This window comes from Lactiplantibacillus mudanjiangensis (assembly GCF_005405385.1).
GTDB lineage: Bacteria > Bacillota > Bacilli > Lactobacillales > Lactobacillaceae > Lactiplantibacillus > Lactiplantibacillus mudanjiangensis.
In genome coordinates this window covers 1-15,132 of record NZ_BJDY01000010.1, presented here as the reverse complement: position 1 = coordinate 15,132, position 15,132 = coordinate 1, and the positions used below count along the sequence as shown (strand labels likewise).

At 39.9% G+C, this 15,132-nt stretch carries 27 protein-coding genes and 4 tRNA genes; 7 read left to right on the top strand and 24 right to left on the bottom strand.

Features of this window, described 5'->3' with window-relative positions:
* Positions 1 to 186: 186 nt before the first annotated feature.
* The 19 genes from FFM84_RS15995 to FFM84_RS16225 all read right to left on the bottom strand — a co-directional run bounded on the left by FFM84_RS15995 (position 187) and on the right by FFM84_RS16225 (position 9,325).
* A tRNA-OTHER gene (locus tag FFM84_RS15995) sits at positions 187 to 252 on the bottom strand.
* Positions 253 to 305: 53 nt separating this feature from the next.
* Positions 306 to 375: transfer RNA gene (locus tag FFM84_RS15990), tRNA-Trp, on the bottom strand.
* Between the two features lie 185 nt (positions 376 to 560).
* Positions 561 to 634: transfer RNA gene (locus FFM84_RS15985), tRNA-Phe, on the bottom strand.
* Positions 635 to 790: 156 nt separating this feature from the next.
* Entirely contained in the window at positions 791 to 1,255 is a 465-nt protein-coding gene (locus FFM84_RS15980; RefSeq protein WP_130844033.1) for a hypothetical protein, read from the bottom strand.
* Between the two features lie 133 nt (positions 1,256 to 1,388).
* On the bottom strand, positions 1,389 to 1,556 hold the full coding sequence (locus FFM84_RS15975) for a hypothetical protein (protein ID WP_130844034.1): 168 nt from the start codon (positions 1,554 to 1,556) through the stop codon (positions 1,389 to 1,391).
* Entirely contained in the window at positions 1,553 to 1,936 is a 384-nt protein-coding gene (locus FFM84_RS15970; protein WP_130844035.1) for a hypothetical protein, read from the bottom strand. Before FFM84_RS15970 ends, FFM84_RS15975 begins: the two co-directional genes overlap by 4 nt.
* Entirely contained in the window at positions 1,933 to 2,307 is a 375-nt protein-coding gene (locus FFM84_RS15965) for a YopX family phage-derived protein (RefSeq protein ID WP_130844036.1), read from the bottom strand. The genes FFM84_RS15970 and FFM84_RS15965 overlap by 4 nt, the downstream gene beginning before the upstream one ends.
* A 29-nt stretch (positions 2,308 to 2,336) precedes the next feature.
* Entirely contained in the window at positions 2,337 to 2,504 is a 168-nt protein-coding gene (locus tag FFM84_RS16230) for a hypothetical protein (RefSeq protein WP_165450269.1), read from the bottom strand.
* A gap of 17 nt (positions 2,505 to 2,521) precedes the next feature.
* Positions 2,522 to 2,998, bottom strand: coding sequence for a hypothetical protein (locus FFM84_RS15960; RefSeq protein WP_130844037.1), 477 nt, complete (start codon positions 2,996 to 2,998; stop codon positions 2,522 to 2,524).
* Between the two features lie 63 nt (positions 2,999 to 3,061).
* Complete coding sequence (locus FFM84_RS15955) at positions 3,062 to 3,340, bottom strand: hypothetical protein (protein ID WP_130844038.1); 279 nt, start codon at positions 3,338 to 3,340, stop codon at positions 3,062 to 3,064.
* Complete coding sequence (locus FFM84_RS15950; protein WP_130844039.1) at positions 3,337 to 3,675, bottom strand: hypothetical protein; 339 nt, start codon at positions 3,673 to 3,675, stop codon at positions 3,337 to 3,339. Before FFM84_RS15950 ends, FFM84_RS15955 begins: the two co-directional genes overlap by 4 nt.
* Before the next feature lie 180 nt (positions 3,676 to 3,855).
* Positions 3,856 to 4,539, bottom strand: a complete 684-nt coding sequence (locus FFM84_RS15945; protein ID WP_130844040.1) for a putative HNHc nuclease — start codon at positions 4,537 to 4,539, stop codon at positions 3,856 to 3,858.
* Between the two features lie 165 nt (positions 4,540 to 4,704).
* The gene (locus FFM84_RS15940; protein WP_130844041.1) at positions 4,705 to 5,529 is read right to left on the bottom strand and encodes an ATP-binding protein; all 825 of its coding nucleotides are present in this window, start codon (positions 5,527 to 5,529) and stop codon (positions 4,705 to 4,707) included.
* Entirely contained in the window at positions 5,510 to 6,370 is an 861-nt protein-coding gene (locus FFM84_RS16265) for a DUF4373 domain-containing protein (protein WP_191983329.1), read from the bottom strand. The genes FFM84_RS15940 and FFM84_RS16265 overlap by 20 nt, the downstream gene beginning before the upstream one ends.
* 53 nt (positions 6,371 to 6,423) lie before the next feature.
* Complete coding sequence (locus FFM84_RS15930; protein ID WP_130844043.1) at positions 6,424 to 7,047, bottom strand: DUF669 domain-containing protein; 624 nt, start codon at positions 7,045 to 7,047, stop codon at positions 6,424 to 6,426.
* Entirely contained in the window at positions 7,037 to 7,756 is a 720-nt protein-coding gene (locus FFM84_RS15925) for an AAA family ATPase (RefSeq protein WP_130844044.1), read from the bottom strand. Before FFM84_RS15925 ends, FFM84_RS15930 begins: the two co-directional genes overlap by 11 nt.
* Before the next feature lie 474 nt (positions 7,757 to 8,230).
* Entirely contained in the window at positions 8,231 to 8,581 is a 351-nt protein-coding gene (locus FFM84_RS15920) for a DUF771 domain-containing protein (RefSeq protein ID WP_130844045.1), read from the bottom strand.
* A 10-nt stretch (positions 8,582 to 8,591) separates the two neighbouring features.
* Complete coding sequence (locus FFM84_RS15915; protein ID WP_130844046.1) at positions 8,592 to 9,116, bottom strand: hypothetical protein; 525 nt, start codon at positions 9,114 to 9,116, stop codon at positions 8,592 to 8,594.
* Between the two features lie 56 nt (positions 9,117 to 9,172).
* The gene (locus FFM84_RS16225) at positions 9,173 to 9,325 is read right to left on the bottom strand and encodes a hypothetical protein (RefSeq protein WP_165450270.1); all 153 of its coding nucleotides are present in this window, start codon (positions 9,323 to 9,325) and stop codon (positions 9,173 to 9,175) included.
* Positions 9,326 to 9,445: 120 nt separating this feature from the next.
* Here FFM84_RS16225 and FFM84_RS15910 point away from each other — a divergent pair, with 120 nt between their 5' ends.
* The gene (locus tag FFM84_RS15910) at positions 9,446 to 9,664 is read left to right on the top strand and encodes a hypothetical protein (RefSeq protein WP_130844047.1); all 219 of its coding nucleotides are present in this window, start codon (positions 9,446 to 9,448) and stop codon (positions 9,662 to 9,664) included.
* A 21-nt stretch (positions 9,665 to 9,685) separates the two neighbouring features.
* On the opposite strand, the gene FFM84_RS15905 is transcribed toward FFM84_RS15910, so the two are convergent.
* On the bottom strand, positions 9,686 to 9,886 hold the full coding sequence (locus FFM84_RS15905; protein ID WP_130844048.1) for a hypothetical protein: 201 nt from the start codon (positions 9,884 to 9,886) through the stop codon (positions 9,686 to 9,688).
* Positions 9,883 to 10,074 carry a hypothetical protein gene (locus tag FFM84_RS15900; RefSeq protein ID WP_130844049.1) on the bottom strand — a complete coding sequence of 64 codons (192 nt, stop codon included), beginning with the start codon at positions 10,072 to 10,074 and terminating at the stop codon, positions 9,883 to 9,885. The genes FFM84_RS15905 and FFM84_RS15900 overlap by 4 nt, the downstream gene beginning before the upstream one ends.
* 58 nt (positions 10,075 to 10,132) lie before the next feature.
* On the opposite strand from FFM84_RS15900, the gene FFM84_RS15895 reads away from it, so the two are divergent.
* On the top strand, positions 10,133 to 10,354 hold the full coding sequence (locus tag FFM84_RS15895; protein ID WP_130844050.1) for a hypothetical protein: 222 nt from the start codon (positions 10,133 to 10,135) through the stop codon (positions 10,352 to 10,354).
* On the opposite strand, the gene FFM84_RS15890 is transcribed toward FFM84_RS15895, so the two are convergent.
* Positions 10,351 to 10,611, bottom strand: a complete 261-nt coding sequence (locus FFM84_RS15890) for a hypothetical protein (RefSeq protein WP_130844051.1) — start codon at positions 10,609 to 10,611, stop codon at positions 10,351 to 10,353. The genes FFM84_RS15895 and FFM84_RS15890 overlap by 4 nt on opposite strands.
* Before the next feature lie 27 nt (positions 10,612 to 10,638).
* Positions 10,639 to 10,887, bottom strand: coding sequence for a transcriptional regulator (locus FFM84_RS15885; protein ID WP_130844052.1), 249 nt, complete (start codon positions 10,885 to 10,887; stop codon positions 10,639 to 10,641).
* Positions 10,888 to 11,030: 143 nt separating this feature from the next.
* On the opposite strand from FFM84_RS15885, the gene FFM84_RS15880 reads away from it, so the two are divergent.
* From FFM84_RS15880 to FFM84_RS15860, 5 genes are all read left to right on the top strand, one after another.
* The gene (locus FFM84_RS15880; protein WP_130844053.1) at positions 11,031 to 11,390 is read left to right on the top strand and encodes a helix-turn-helix domain-containing protein; all 360 of its coding nucleotides are present in this window, start codon (positions 11,031 to 11,033) and stop codon (positions 11,388 to 11,390) included.
* A 3-nt stretch (positions 11,391 to 11,393) separates the two neighbouring features.
* Positions 11,394 to 11,813 (top strand): ImmA/IrrE family metallo-endopeptidase, encoded by a 420-nt coding sequence (locus tag FFM84_RS15875; RefSeq protein WP_130844054.1) that lies wholly within the window; start codon positions 11,394 to 11,396, stop codon positions 11,811 to 11,813.
* Between the two features lie 22 nt (positions 11,814 to 11,835).
* Complete coding sequence (locus FFM84_RS15870) at positions 11,836 to 12,681, top strand: hypothetical protein (RefSeq protein ID WP_130844055.1); 846 nt, start codon at positions 11,836 to 11,838, stop codon at positions 12,679 to 12,681.
* 16 nt (positions 12,682 to 12,697) lie between these two features.
* Complete coding sequence (locus FFM84_RS15865; protein ID WP_130844056.1) at positions 12,698 to 13,519, top strand: toxin Cry1Ac domain D-VI-related protein; 822 nt, start codon at positions 12,698 to 12,700, stop codon at positions 13,517 to 13,519.
* A gap of 79 nt (positions 13,520 to 13,598) precedes the next feature.
* Positions 13,599 to 14,780 (top strand): tyrosine-type recombinase/integrase, encoded by a 1,182-nt coding sequence (locus FFM84_RS15860; protein ID WP_165450271.1) that lies wholly within the window; start codon positions 13,599 to 13,601, stop codon positions 14,778 to 14,780.
* Between the two features lie 149 nt (positions 14,781 to 14,929).
* On the opposite strand, the gene FFM84_RS15855 is transcribed toward FFM84_RS15860, so the two are convergent.
* Positions 14,930 to 15,002: transfer RNA gene (locus FFM84_RS15855), tRNA-Thr, on the bottom strand.
* Positions 15,003 to 15,132: the final 130 nt, after the last annotated feature.

Below are 15,132 nucleotides of genomic sequence, written 5' to 3'. Positions count from 1 at the left end.
GGCTCACCTTGACTAACATAACGTTTTTTTATCAATTCCAATGTTTTAGCCACCTTCTGTCAATTTTAATTTATGTACAAGAAAAGCCCGGTACATACACCGAGCTTTACCGTCGCCTATAATCTAATCAAACCTCACCAGTGGTTGAGAGAGGAACACATTACCTCCTGGTTTTACCACTGGCTAAGCGGACAATGAGAATCGAACTCATATAACACCTAGGTTGTCGTTCTGCCATTGAACTACATCCGCTTTGATGGGCTGTTGAAAAGTGCGCATGCTTCCATGCAAAACTTACCCATCAACACAGACAGCAGGAATCGAACCCACACGAATGGTTTTGGAGACCATTCAGCTACCATTACTTATATCTGTATCAACTAGTCGGTTTGAGGCCCGACTAGCCATTACTAAGAACTTTCAAGGGCTTTATCATCACCCTTCAAGATTTTTAGGCAAGTGCCAGCTGCAAAAATTGGCCGTACAACTGTACACACATATATAAATTAACCTGGAGGAGTTAAATCAAATGAAAGAAGTATCACCTGACACTCACCTAATGGACTGAGACGGACTTGAACCGCCGAACCCCCGGGACTTCACTCCGGTGCTCTACCTACTGAGCTATCAGTCCAAACGATAGACATTACTGGCTGGGGTGGCCTGTCTATCTATCTTTCGATAATACTAATTTACCCCCATTTTTAGGCCCTGTGTAACGGATTATGACGGATTTTGTACGGATCATGTACGAAAAGTGACGGATTTATGACGGATTGTGACGGATTTTTTAAGCTTCAACTCGCAACTCACGCGGATAAATCTCTGAGAACCGCAATCTGGCAGCCTTTAACTTATCATTCATCGTTGTTCTGGCTAGCGGGTAGCCATCCGCAAACGTCTGGCCAAACTTCATACAACACTTAGTAAGTGAATAGCCATCAATGTAACGCCATTTTAAAATTGCTGCGGCTTGCTCGGCCGTTTCACTCTCATCACCCACATAAGACACCGCGGTCTCTAATAAAATCATTTCCTTCTTGACCCATTCCTGATCCTCTAGCCGCTTATGCATCGCCTCCTCAGTCCCGTTTACATTAGTCTTACTGTGCGGCATGCCATCATAAGCTTGCCCACTCAACGCAACCAACTTTAACCGTTTTTCCTGTTTTTTTAGTTTCTGGTACCGCCACAGCTCCCGATCAACATTTTGCTCGGTCGCCTTGGCATCGTATTTTTTAAAGCCGTTACTCAAAGCTGCCACCCCTTTAGCTTTTGCTGTGATATAATTAATTTATTCGGGATTAATCGTAGCGCGGTCAGCAATGGCGGCGTTTTTATATGTTATACTGACAACGGTCATTCGAGTGGTCCCGTGACTGGTCGCCTTAGTAGGCGGCTTTTTGTTTGCTCTCGCAATCACTCAACTCCACAATGTCAGCAATGAAGTCCTGACCAATTTGTGCCTGTTGCTCAGTTGTCAGCGCCGCGTTCATTTCCAGGTTGGCAACTGTGGCTTTCGTTTGGATTGCTTTGGCATATTCGGTGTCAGTCATTTTTCTTCCTCCACTTGATAATTGCCATAAATCAGTGCCAACATTACTTGTGCTTCTTTGAAACTATATGAGAAATAATCATCGCTCCATTTTTTGAAGCCATCACTGACTGGCAACCAATCCATGAACTGCTCACATTCTTCTTTACAATGTTCTTCGTTTTCAGCAAAAATATATTCTAATGCCCCTTGAAAAGTAAGCCCATTTTCCATTTCTTCCGCAAAATACTCAATTCTTTCAACGACTGGTTTAGGAAAAATGATTTTTGGTGGTACACACTTTCCGTCTTTAACTGACCAACCGTAAATACTTTTAGTCAGCTTTTCAAAGTGAGTAGTAGTTTCTTTCTCAATATTTTCTATTTCTTTTTCTTTATTCATTTCCCCGCCTCCAGTAACTCCGGGTTCTCGTGCACGTTGCCTTGTACTGAATAACCATCAAAATTGATTACTTCCATTAGTGGAAATGTTTGTCCATTACAATTGACCTCATAACTCGCACAGTCGGTACGATATTTCACAGCACCTATATGTTCTTCTTCCCTAGGGTCATATTCGTCACCAACACACCAGACACTCCCAAAATGTATAATATCGCCCACGTAGATTTCCTTACCGTTCACGTCTTTAAGGCCGGTAAACTGTTCAAGTTTAAAATCACTTGCATCTAAGGCGTCCAAGGTCAACCCTTTCAATTCGTCATAGTCTCTAATTGCCTTGCACTCGTTGTCCCACGCTCTAAACTTAATCATCGTCGCCATCTCCTTGATTAGTTTTAATCCTACAAAAACGCTAGTACACATCCTGTAACAACCAATGAAACAATAGTCAGGTAAGCTATTAATGCAACTATTCCACCTTCAATAAATATACCGACTATAGATACCACAGTAGCCGCAATTAAAAGACAGATAATTATTCCAAATCCAATTTTATTTTTAGTACTCATTTTTAGTCCTCCCAATCTCAATTAATTGTTCTTAAATCTTTGCCAATGTATACCGTTTCCATACCGTCATAGTCATCGATCTTATAGTCATAGCCGTCTGGCACCTCAACGATCTTAAGTTCAGACACTCGGGTATTAGCAGCATCACCATCCGCCAGAATAGTCGCAATCAAATCCTTATCAGTCCGGTTTTTATCAGGTTCCCACTTCCAAGGTTTAAATTTTTGTATATATCCATCCCAGTCGGTGGACATGTCTTTCAACACAAATTGATCAACTTGGGGGTCTTTTTGAAATAGTTCCAATTGATCAAATGCTTCTTCGGCGAGGCCGGTGTACTTTATATACGTTTTAGTCATGTCCATATAATCCGCCCTTGAAAATAGCTTTGAAATATATGGGTAAACTTTGATACCCTTACGTTCGGCCACATGAATTTGTGAAGCCATCGACAGTTGAAATCCACCAAATTGTCTATTAATAGCTAGTTTCATTTTTAGTCCTCCCCAAACAATTCAAACGCTTGCCGCCGCAATTCATCGGTCGGCTCTTTGACTTCAATCATCGGCTTCATCTCCATACGGACCGTAGTCAATAATTTTCATTGGCTTGCTGATATGCTTGATGTCATCGGCAGTGAGCGCACCCTCTATGTGACCACCTGAAAGGTCCATGTACACTTGAATGGCCCGATCTACAGTGACCTCATGCCCGATGACTCCAATTTCATCCCAATCAACCGGCATTGTCAGATTGAAGGTCATTTTTGCATCGTCCAGCGATTCAGCCGCAATCACTGCTAGGTATGGTTCTTTTCTGAGTTCGTAAAATTTCATAATATCCCCTTCAATCCATCGATCAGCTCTTGATTTTCATTGACTGGCTCTTCAACAACTGGTTCTGGCTCTCCAGTCGTTTCCCTGATAAAACGAACCATTAGGTCCTTATGCATATAAGTCGCACACAGCCAACAATAAAACATCAACCAGCCATCATCCTCGGTCATGTTATAAAGGACCGTTTCATCTTCAAACGTAGCAAGAGCCTCCGCTACCTCTGCACTCGTGATTTCAGCGGCAAGCTCTGTAGGATGTTTAGGCATTACCTCATCCACAATCCTTTTTTTAACTACCTTGGGTATTAAATCTGTTAATGTCTTTCTTCCAGCCATCTAATCACTCCTTGCTATTAAGCTGTACTCGCCATCCGTTGAACACGATTGAGCTATTTAACGCCAGCATCCCTTTAATTTTCCAGATTTCTCCGTGTAAATAATGATCACGCGCATATATTAATTCGATGTCACGATGCCACTCATTTCTCTTACTAATCGTTACTCTCATAGCCAACCCTATTCAGTAATTATTGGTTCTTGGTGATACACACGCCAATTACCTAGTCGTAACCTTTCCGCGATCTCTGGTGTCACACGAACACCCTTGATATGGTACTTATCCATAAATGACCAGATACCAATCGTATGCTGTTCTGTGTGATGCTTGCGACAAAGCGCCATGACTTGATAGCCGATATGATTAATTTTATTTCGATTACGACCAATACCAACGGCATGAACATGCGCGATGTCAGCATGATCTCCACATATAGAGCAACGCCTTTCATCCAGACACGCCCGTTCCCAGCCATATTGACCACGAATTTCATCTAAAGACTTGGTGCTGAAATTGACGCCTTCTACTAAGCAAAACTGGATTAAAAACTCAATGAATCCAGTAGCCAACGACTTTGAACAATTCGATAATGAAAAATCATCAAAAGTCTGTGTAGTACTGCAAAACCGTTGCTTCATTTGATACTCGGTTAAGCCTAGTAGATAGTTGCCAAAATATTCATCGATCTCATGCAACATGGCAAAAATCTTACGCCGTTGCACCATGCTAATATGCCGACCATCGTCATAAATCAGACCCGCATCACTGCCAGTCGTCAGATAACTCATACGATCACTTTTTAATACTTGGATAGTCACGATGTTGCCATTGATTCTCAACACTTTTCCAAAAGCTTCTGGCATTGATGCCACCTCACTTACTTTCAACTAACATGTTGCGAATGTTATTAAATTCTTGTTCATAATGTTGATGAACAACATTAGTGCAATTAGGACATGGCGTTACATTTATAACCCCCGTCATAATTTCGGTATGAACCACTCTAGTTCCATTACATAACTCACACATTAAAACGATACTTCCTCCCGTTTGTCTGGTGTTTCTTCTGTGAACTTGATGATGTGCCCGTTAATGCCTTTGTACATTCTTGAAAGTAACTTAGGATTATAAATTTTAGCCAACTGCTCACTCTTCAAGTTGGTAGTAATAATAGTCCGATTACGATCATCTAAGATTCCAAACAATACTCTTTGTACAAATTCGCTTGCCTCACTAGTATCTTGTTTAAAAGATGCCTCAGAACCTAGGTCATCAAGTACCAACAAGTCAGCATTAACACAAAGTTCAATCATGTTTGCCTCTGTGTACTTACTATCTGGGTAATCAAAACTACTGCGAATCAATCGCATCAATTTGTTAACACTTACGAACAAGCATGACATGGGTACCTGACTATGTTGATTAACCGCTTTTAACATTGCCAAAGCTAAGTGAGATTTTCCTCTACCGGGTAGTCCTGTAAGAATCGTGTTGTACTTAGCCTTGGGGCTCAAATAGTCTTTAGCAATATTACGAGCCAGTTTCAGGTTGATTATCGCTTCTTCACTATTCGGTTCATAATTATCAAATGTCGCAGGCTTAACATCGTCATCGTCAATAATTGAATCCCGTCTCATCACTCCAACGGTGTGATACCGGTCAAACCGTGACTTAGCTTCATCGGCAATTGCTTGATTCTTCAAATCAATATTTTCACGCGTACAAACCATACAGAACGGTTCATGTCCCGGCAAATAGACCATCTTCACATGGTGGCGAGGGCATTCACGATCACTTGATCTTAAACTTCGTAAAGCCGGGAAATCTAAAGGCTTAGAACTCAGTTCTGACATAGCTGCCACTCCCCTCTACCGGTCCTCGATTTGCATTTTTGCCTTTGCTTGTCTTTGGTGGTGTCATGTCATACGTATCCATCCAACCACGGCCACTGAGCCAATTTTCCAAATTCTTTGTGTAATACTCACCGGTGCCGTTTAATGTCAACCAAGCTTTATATTCATTAATCTTGGCAACAATCTCATCCAGTCCAACGCCTTCTGACTTAGCTCGGTAGTACGCATCATAAGACTTTTGAAAATCACGTTTTTTGGGATAAATGGCCCAAATTTTTTCCGTGAATTCTTGTAAAATACGATCACGAGGATCACTTACTTTGGTTTGATTTTGTTTGTTATTATCTGTTTTACTTTGTTCTGTTTTTATATGTGTACTTTCAGGAGTGGAAACCGGGTTACCATTATTTGAAACCGAGTTTCCATTCATGGAAACTTCATTATCAATCGTTGAAACTTTTGGCAGTCTGTATTTAGGATCAATCGACCCATCCTTTTTCTGCTTAGCAGCCAACTTATAATTTTCCTGAATTCTTTTAGATGTCAAAACCTGATATTGCTTGAAAATCTCATCATCGAAAAAGCCAACTGTTTTTGCTTTATCAACTACATCTTGTACTGCACTTTCCTTAGCACCAAGGTCATCAGCAACTAAGAACCGTATATCTTCATCCCACCGCATGTAATACCCTTTATCTTCATAGATAGTACAGAGCAGGTAGATTAGTATCGCAATGGATTGATTGCCACAAGCATTTCTTATTTTTCGTATCTTCATATCACTAAAAAATGTGACATCTAAGTTGAAATAGTTAATTCCGTTCTTTATTGGACGTGCCATCGCAGCACCCCCTAACCTGATAAACTCATATCTTGCATACTGGTCACTCCTTATCAGAACGGCAAGTCATCATCATTAATCTCAATACCGCCACCAGAATAATTACCCCGGCTGTATGGTGCACTTGCATTATTGTTAGCTGCTGGTGCAGGTCGTGATGCACCCATATTAGCGCCAGCAGATTCATTAGCCGATTGTCGGCGATTATTCGTTTGCTCAGTGACATCACCCCTGATATTGCCATCAAGCTCATCAGGACCAATCTTCTTAGCTCTAGCGGGCTCAGTGTAACTAATATCGTTGACTTCTTTTGTAGGATCATTCCACTTAGGTGACCGTTTATTGGTAATCCGAATTGGTCTGCCCATTAGTAACCCCGCAATGTCATTTAATGAAACGCTCTGGCCATCTGGCAGTTCATTTTCACTAATTCCTGCATTGACGATTAAGGTATTAATGAACTTTTCACCAGTTTGTCCATCATTATAGGTATCGGCAAAATCAACAACCTCGCCCTGATGTTCCTGTGGGACATCTTCACGGATTCGGTAGTTAATCCCCATCGTATTAGTACCTTCACGTGAAATACCGATACTGTACGAGTAAGGAAATGCCTCAAACGTACCGTTAGCATCTAGGTACTTATTACCAACTGTATTTTTTCGATTAATTTTCATTTGAATTTCCCCCAGTAATTGTTTTGCTCTTAGGCTGCCACTCTTTATCCGTAAACAGGTCCTCAGTCAGACAATACTTACGTGTGTCTACCTGATTCTTAGCCGCTATTCGTTGGCTCTGTGTTAATTGAATTAAGTGCTGCTCTTTATGAATAAAGGCACGACCAACAACATTAAATAGACCTTCAATTGATTCACGCAAGCTGGCATTAAGTTTTAAGTCAAACAGGGTTGTCTGATTATGAGATTCATCAAAGTCAATATAATCAACTTCCCAGCCAGTTACATAAATCCGTTTATTCCATGACTTAAATCGTGTCACAATTTTTTTAATGTAATTTTGCATGAATTGCCACATCTGCCGCTGGTCCTTATACTTGTCCGACAATTGCTCAACAATCAGTTCTTGCAAGTAGGAAATGTTATCCAGCACAATGTTATCCACTTTGCCTAACAAACTCTGTTCAATCGTCATCATCACTTTATCCATACTCGTGATAATATCTAGATAGTCAGACTGGTCTAGAACAATTAAAATCAGGTTGTCAGTGTTCTTATCTTTAAGTGGTCGCTCACTACCATCAATAGCAATGTAAACTGTCTTACCCGGCAGAAACTGAACCGCATGAGTTTTTCCAGTTCCCGGGCGACCGTAAACCAGATACATAACATTAGACATATTGATGTCACTTGATTTAATGATTTGCACGATACCACCTCCTTACTCGTTGCAAGAACGTTGGTTTCGGCTTATAATAAATACAATTAGTTAATAAAGACATGTTATTGATTTGAGCTGTACGGGTAATACCAATACCTGTGCGGCTTTTTTTGTTTCCCGAGATTGCGTTACTTAATGGCATTCGCATATCGTTTTTCAGCCTCCTTTTTGAACAACTCATGTAGTTCATCAAGTGTTACGTTCCAATAATGGGTATTGCCTAAACGAAAATTAAACATTCTTGCCATCTCCTTCATCAAATAATTTGCGACTAATTTCATGGCGTTTAAACCAACAAGTAGCCGTCAACCATGTTCCAACTACCAGCACTATACTGTTCGGTATAATGATCATGTCCCCAACCTCCTTAAAAGAACTTCTTGATAGCTTCCCAGCTTTCACTACCAGCCAAGAACAGAAAAACAATAATTAAAATCACCGCACCCATACTTAACGATCCCTTCATAGTTTATTTTCATAGATATCTCTGAAATGAAGGCTCAAAAAGTCGGCCATGCGCTCCGCGTCAATAGAGTAAGTCTCACTAGTTCCCGGTGTCGGATAACGAACCGGACCGCCGTTAGCAGTGCTTAGCTTCTTTTCAAATGGAGTTAAGATATGACGCATGATCCACGACCGCTTGTGACGCGTCACCCGCTCTAAGTCACTGAACCCCCATACCTGACCATGCAAACTATGGTAATTTTTGAAATCCTGCAATTGTTCAAAGTAGGCCTTATCAACAACTACTCGATCATCTGGTAGCACCAGAGTAATTTCAGCTTTGATTTGCGATTGCGTTGGCTCTGACATTTACTCACCCCTATTCTTTAACACCGTAATCTTTTAAAAATCCGTCATACATTTGAAAAATCTGATCATCATCTAATCCCGCATACTCGGCTTTAGCAAGCCAATCGGTCTCTTCTGATGTGTATTCTTCCATGTAGTTCCGTAAATACTTGCTGATAGCCTGACACTGAGCCTCAGTCCGTTGACTCTTAGGAACTCTGACCGCCTCGTTATAGCTTTCTTCCAAATCTTGGCGCTCACGTTCTTCACGCCGTTGATCATTCGAGGTCGTAAACACATCTTTACGAGATGTAGCATCAAACATAAATGTCGGAATATGATAATCAGCTGATGCCGACACCATTGATAACCGCACATCCTTTAGAATTCTTGAAACCGTTACTCGCATGAGCTTATCTGTTTTTCGCTTACCACTACGCATCTTACTTACCTGACCGGCACTATAGCTGGTCAACTCTGCAAATTGCTTGCCTGTCAGACGCCGTTTAAGGATGGCATCATCAAGAAAACGGTGGAATGTATTGTTTTGACTCATTACCTCACCTCCTTGTAATTGGCAACTTGCCCTGATCACATTGCCATAAAACTAGGCTAAGATAATACCAAGGTTAATGATTGAAGATAAGTAATATTCGCTTCATCCTTTAGCTTCTGCTGAGTCATTTTATACAGGTGATCCAACTGATCAGGATCACCGTCAGTCATCGACTTAAACTCAGCCTCAGAAAGATTTGTATATTTCATAACTACTGACTTCTTATCTAAATTCGACATGAGTGCACCTCCGTTCTTTGAAAATTGAAAAGTAATAACTCTTTAGAGTCACTCCTTATGCGATAATTGACATAAGGAGGTGATACCACTATGGCTTATAACGATACAATCGCTGGCGAGTTATTAGCTATCTCAAAACACAATAGATATGTTCCCGGTCAACAGAACGGAAACACCTTAGAATTTTTTAATCAAGAAGATGTTTGGGATACCGCTAACGAGCTAATTAAAGATGGGAAACTAAACGCTCATATCAAGTGGATTCCGTGGACAGACGGAAAACTTGTAGATATTGTTTGGGATCCTTAATCAGCACCATCGAGAAATGATTTATTCATTTCTCTTTTTTAAAACTAAATTTAATGCACCAATTAGTGCTCCATAATTTTGAACTGCGTTTTCACTTTTATGGGCTGCTCCTTTAGCTTCAAATGTCAGGCTTGAATCACCTAATTTCACAACATATTTTTTAGGGCTGGGTGCATCATCATCACCATAGGCATCAATTGATATCGACCATTGTTTATTCATTTATTTGCTCCTTTTAACTTCTTTAGTACATCACTTTGGATGTCTTCTTGCCGTTCGGTTGGAATGACATCCATTTTGCTAATTTTGTTGAACTCAGAGTCGATTGATTCTTTTACCGCCTCCCAGCTGCTACGCCGTAGTTTTAAAATTAACCAGATAATAAATGGAATCATTTTGTGATCATTCATGAAATAGCCTCCTCTATGGACCTCCATATGCGATAATTGGCATAAGGAGGTGATTTAAATGTCACTAAACGTTTTTGTACATGTGAAAAGTGGGAATGGTTGGAGAAACACACCTGTCTCACTAACTCAGATCCCAGAAGTTGGAGACACTGTGGTTAAAAAAATTGATGGTCCTAACTTGCTGGTAAAGCATCATACATTTACACCAGCTAGTTCTGAATATACAGCCGAACTTTGGACTATTGAATTATCCCAAGAAGAATTCTTTTCCAAGTTCTAGCTAAATATTGATATTTCCATGGACTCAAGGTGCTCATCCAGTACCTTGAGTTTTTCAAATTCAGGATGGTGTTCATATGCAGCCATCTTGTTATTAACAAATATGGCTTTGTTTTCTAGATAATACCGACCAAATGACATACCGGTAATTAGTCTGATTTCGGCTATTGATTCATCGGCATGTTGTACATAGCCTTTTAGCCGTCCACATGACTTGACGTACTCGCCAGTTTTGAAGAATCCTGAATGCTCATTCATTGTGCTGCCTCCTTAATTAATTGTTGCCTAAATGCAACGATTTGAGAAAATAAAAAGACTAGAAAAATCTTTCTCTTTTAGTCCCAACGCACTTAACATATTTGCAATCGTTTCACCACCAACACCTTTAGGATTATCCGGGTCAACAGATCGATAAAGTGTTGATGGTGCAGTATTCATACTATTAGCTAAATCAATAATGGAGATGTTTCGTTTTGCCAATAGTGTCAACAATGCATTTCGATTCACAATTACTTTCTGTTTTGTTGCAGTCATTAATTTCACCTCCGTTGCTTTTTGACAACACCTATATTAGCCCATGTGTTGCTTAAATGCAATAGAAATGTTGCAAAAAAACAATTTATTATTGAATTAGTTGCAAAAAGGCAATAATCTATTATTTAAAGGTGGTGGGAATTATGAGTTTTGGCTCTGAATTAAAGAAGTTGAGACTTAGCAAAAAGATGGGTGTAAACCAGTTAGCGCTTAAGTCTGGGGTTAGTTCATCTCAAATATCTAGATTTGAGAATGGAAAATCAGGAGGTCCCAAGCCTCTTACTCTTCAAAAATTAGCAAAAGGTCTTGGTGTTCCTGACAGCACTATTTTTAAGATTGCTGGAATTGAAACAACGTCAGCAGAAGATACCCCCAAAGAAATAGATTTAAAAGAAACAATTAACAATGATAAAACAATCATGACTTATGAAGGCCGCCCCATCCCACCAGAAGACTTAGAATACATCCTAAGAATTCTAAATGGTGGGAAGGACGATGAGTAATATATGAATGGAAACTTCGATGATTTAATGTTGTCATTGCTTCAATATGCGTATGATCACAAGGTTAGCTATACGCTAACTACAAAACTCGATCCTTATACGCCTCCAGTATCCAAACCGGAAAACAAAATGATGATCATTAATATGAACTGGCATTGTCATGAAGAGATACCTTTTCAAACTGCACATGAACTGGGACACATAGTTAATCGCGATGAGGGCATACTCTACTACTCTCCGGGAAGCTTTAAGCATCGATTTGAACGTGCTGCTAGTCTTAAGGCGCTCGATATTATTCTACCCATGTATATTGCCTATGGTGATGGCGAGTCACCTAGAAACTATCAAACAGTTATGGAGCAACTATGCATTCCGGGATATTTAGAAAATGATGTGCATAAAAAATTAGAGAGATTAAGTTAATTCATTCTTTGGAGGAATAAAATTGAAAAAAGGATTAGTAATTGTGGGGATATTTTTAAGTGGTTTGTTATTGGTTGGATGTGGTAATTCAAAGAAAAAGACAGCTAACTCTGCTACAAAAGTGTCATCCATTGTCTTAGACAGTTCTGATGTAAAGGGAGATACAGAGAACAAATTCGATATCTCAGGAAATACCGGAAAAAACGTTAAACTTTATTTACTAAATAACAGTGGCCAATCTATTGATTCTTTCAGGAGTAAAAGTGATGGTACTTTCGTTAGGCATGAAACAGGATCAAAGAAAGCTATGGAATATTATCTAACTTCCGATAAAAATATCCAAACCGGCACCGATGATTACGGAAGTAAATTAAAAAATTCAATTAACAATCTAAAAAACTACAAGGCACTTAGTTTTACTCCAAATCCTCATATTGCAGATAAGGCACTAGCTTCATCAAAATCTGAGAGTAAAGAAATCTCCTCTGAGGTTGATAGCGAAATGGCGGCATCATCTAAAAAAGCAAAAGAGACGTCCAATACAACAGGTTCGACCTCCGCTTCAAAATCTAGCAACTATAGTGCTTACGATGCATACAAAAAATCTATTCGCGAGTTTGCTAAGAACTCAACCGAGTACGGTATTAGTTCCGTGAGCTTCCCTACTAAAGAAGTTCATTACTATGTAGATAGCAGCTATGCTGACGCCTCGGACTCAACCAAGAAGGAAATTGGCACATACCTATTCAATCACACGACTAAGATTGGTGACATGTGTGATATCTCTGTCCGCCCTATTTATGTCTATACTACCGGTGGAACTTTAATTGCCCGTTCTACACTAACTGGTGGAATCAAGGCTGAATAATTTTGGAGGAATAAAATTGAAAAAAGGATTAGTAATTGTGGGGATTATTTTAAGTGGTGTCTTACTATTAGCAGGATGTGGAAAATCTGCTAGTGAAAAAGAGGCTGCTTCGAGCATTGCTTCCTCAAAAAAAGAATCTAAGAGCATTGCACGAATGGAATCCGAAGTAGATGCAAGTTCTGAGAAAAAAGAAAAAGAAGACCTCTCAGAAGCCGAGGGGGCAGTTGATAACTTGTTTGCTGAAAAAGAAAACACGGATAGTGAAAGCTTTAATTATAATAAACTTTTTACTGGCATTGGCGTCAGCGATGTGGAAAATGTTCAGCACCAAGTAAATAAACTTCCTAACTCAGCAAAGAAGACAAAATTACAAAAGCTTATTTCAAAAGCTATGGCTATGGCTAAAGGTGAAGAACCAACTCAAACAAGTTCGGAATCAAAAGCAGAATCGGCCTCACTAGCAAGGCAAAGAAGTGAATCAACCAAGAAAGAAATTGCTAGTATTTCGGATTCAACCGAACGATCCGCGTCTAAGAAAACAAGTAGCACTAGTGCTACTGCTGCATACAAGAAATCTATTCGACAATTTGTTGAAAATTCAACTGAATATGGCATTAATTCCGTAAGCTTCCCTACGAAAGAGGTTCATTACTACGTAGATAGCAGCTATGCTGATGCCTCGGACTCAACCAAGAAAGAAATTGGCACATACCTCTTTAATCACACGACTAAGATTGGTGACATGTGTGATATCTCGGTTCGCCCTATTTATGTCTATACTACCGGTGGAACTTTAATCGCTAGATCCACGCTAACTGGTGGTATTAAAGCTGAATAGCCTAAAGAATCCCTTAATGGGATTTTCTTTAAAGTTTCAAAAGAACATGTGTTTGTTACATCGATTAAGGAGGCATAGTATGGCCTATTTATATAAAAGAACTGACAATCTTTGGCACTGGCGCATCAATCGAACAATTGACGGCAAACGGGTCCCAATTAATTCTAAGGGCGGTTTTAAGTTGCGTTCTGCTGCAAAGGAAGAAGCGGAATGCATCGAATTTGAATTAAAGCATGGTACTTATAAAGTTGATCCTAATATTTCGTTTGCTAGCTACTATGAAAACTGGTTTAACACTTACTACAAAAACAAAATGAGTTATGCTTCCAATCTCCACTTTACTAACGCGTTGAGAGTTATCAAAGAATATTTCAAATACAAAAAGATCACTGAAATCACTCGTGATGACTATCAGAACATGCTTAATGATTTTGGCAAGCACCACGCTAAGGAAACGGCCAGCAGTCGGCACATTTACATCAGTAAGTGCTTAAAAGCCGCCTATCATGATGGCGTTATAAAAAAAGACCCTACTTGGGGGGCTAAAGTGACCGGTAATAAGAATTTAGAGAAAAAAGAATCTGATAAGTTCATGGATTTCGCGGACTTCAAAAAGCTAATCACTTATCTGAGTAGTGAGGACCATTGGAAAACCCCCAACCACTGCATCATATTGACTATGTGTATGACAGGTTTGCGGTATGAGGAAGCAGCGGCCCTCACGTGGGACTGTGTGGACTTTGAACATGGTACTTTAGTAATTAACAAGGCGTGGAGCGAACACTCTCAGGATAACGATATGAAGCCCGGCTTTGGTCCGACCAAGAATGCTAATTCTAATCGAACCGTAGCCATCGATGAAAAATTAGTTACGACCTTAAAACATTACAAGAGGGCGCAAGATATTAGAATACTTAAGAGCAGAACACTCAGTAACCCGAAACATCTGCTATTCTGCGAACGCAACTTAAAACCTGTCGCTAATGGTGGCGTCAATAAAGACCTGAAATTAATCTGTTATCAATTAGGAATCATCAAGAAAAATCGTCAAGGCAGATACGTTCATCCATATACCTCACATTCACTGCGTCACACACACGCTAGCGTTTTACTTTATAATCACATTGATGTTGCCTACGTTTCAAAACGGCTAGGCCATAAGAGTATCATGATCACTTATAACACCTACATCCACATCATACGTGAGGCCCAGGCACGTGAGGATGAAAAAGTTGAGCAGACACTCATGGGATTCTACTAAGTGCTCTGTGTACACCGCGTGTACCGTAAAAGAATAACCAGAACAAATCAGAAACAAACAAAAAAACAGGAACCATCTTAGAATACCCATTTATGGGCATTTCAAGATGGTTCCTGTTTTACGATAACTAACTAGAAATAATGCATTGAAGCCGTTTAGCAGATTTGAACTGCCGACCTCTTCCTTACCATGGAAACGCTCTACCTGCTGAGCTAAAACGGCAAAAACACTCTTTAAACAGTATACCAAAAGCGGTTCTTGGTTTAAAGCGCAACAAAAAAGGAACCGATTAATCGATTCCTTACGTTTGCATGGCAACGTCCTACCCTCGCAGGGAGCGATCCCCCAACTA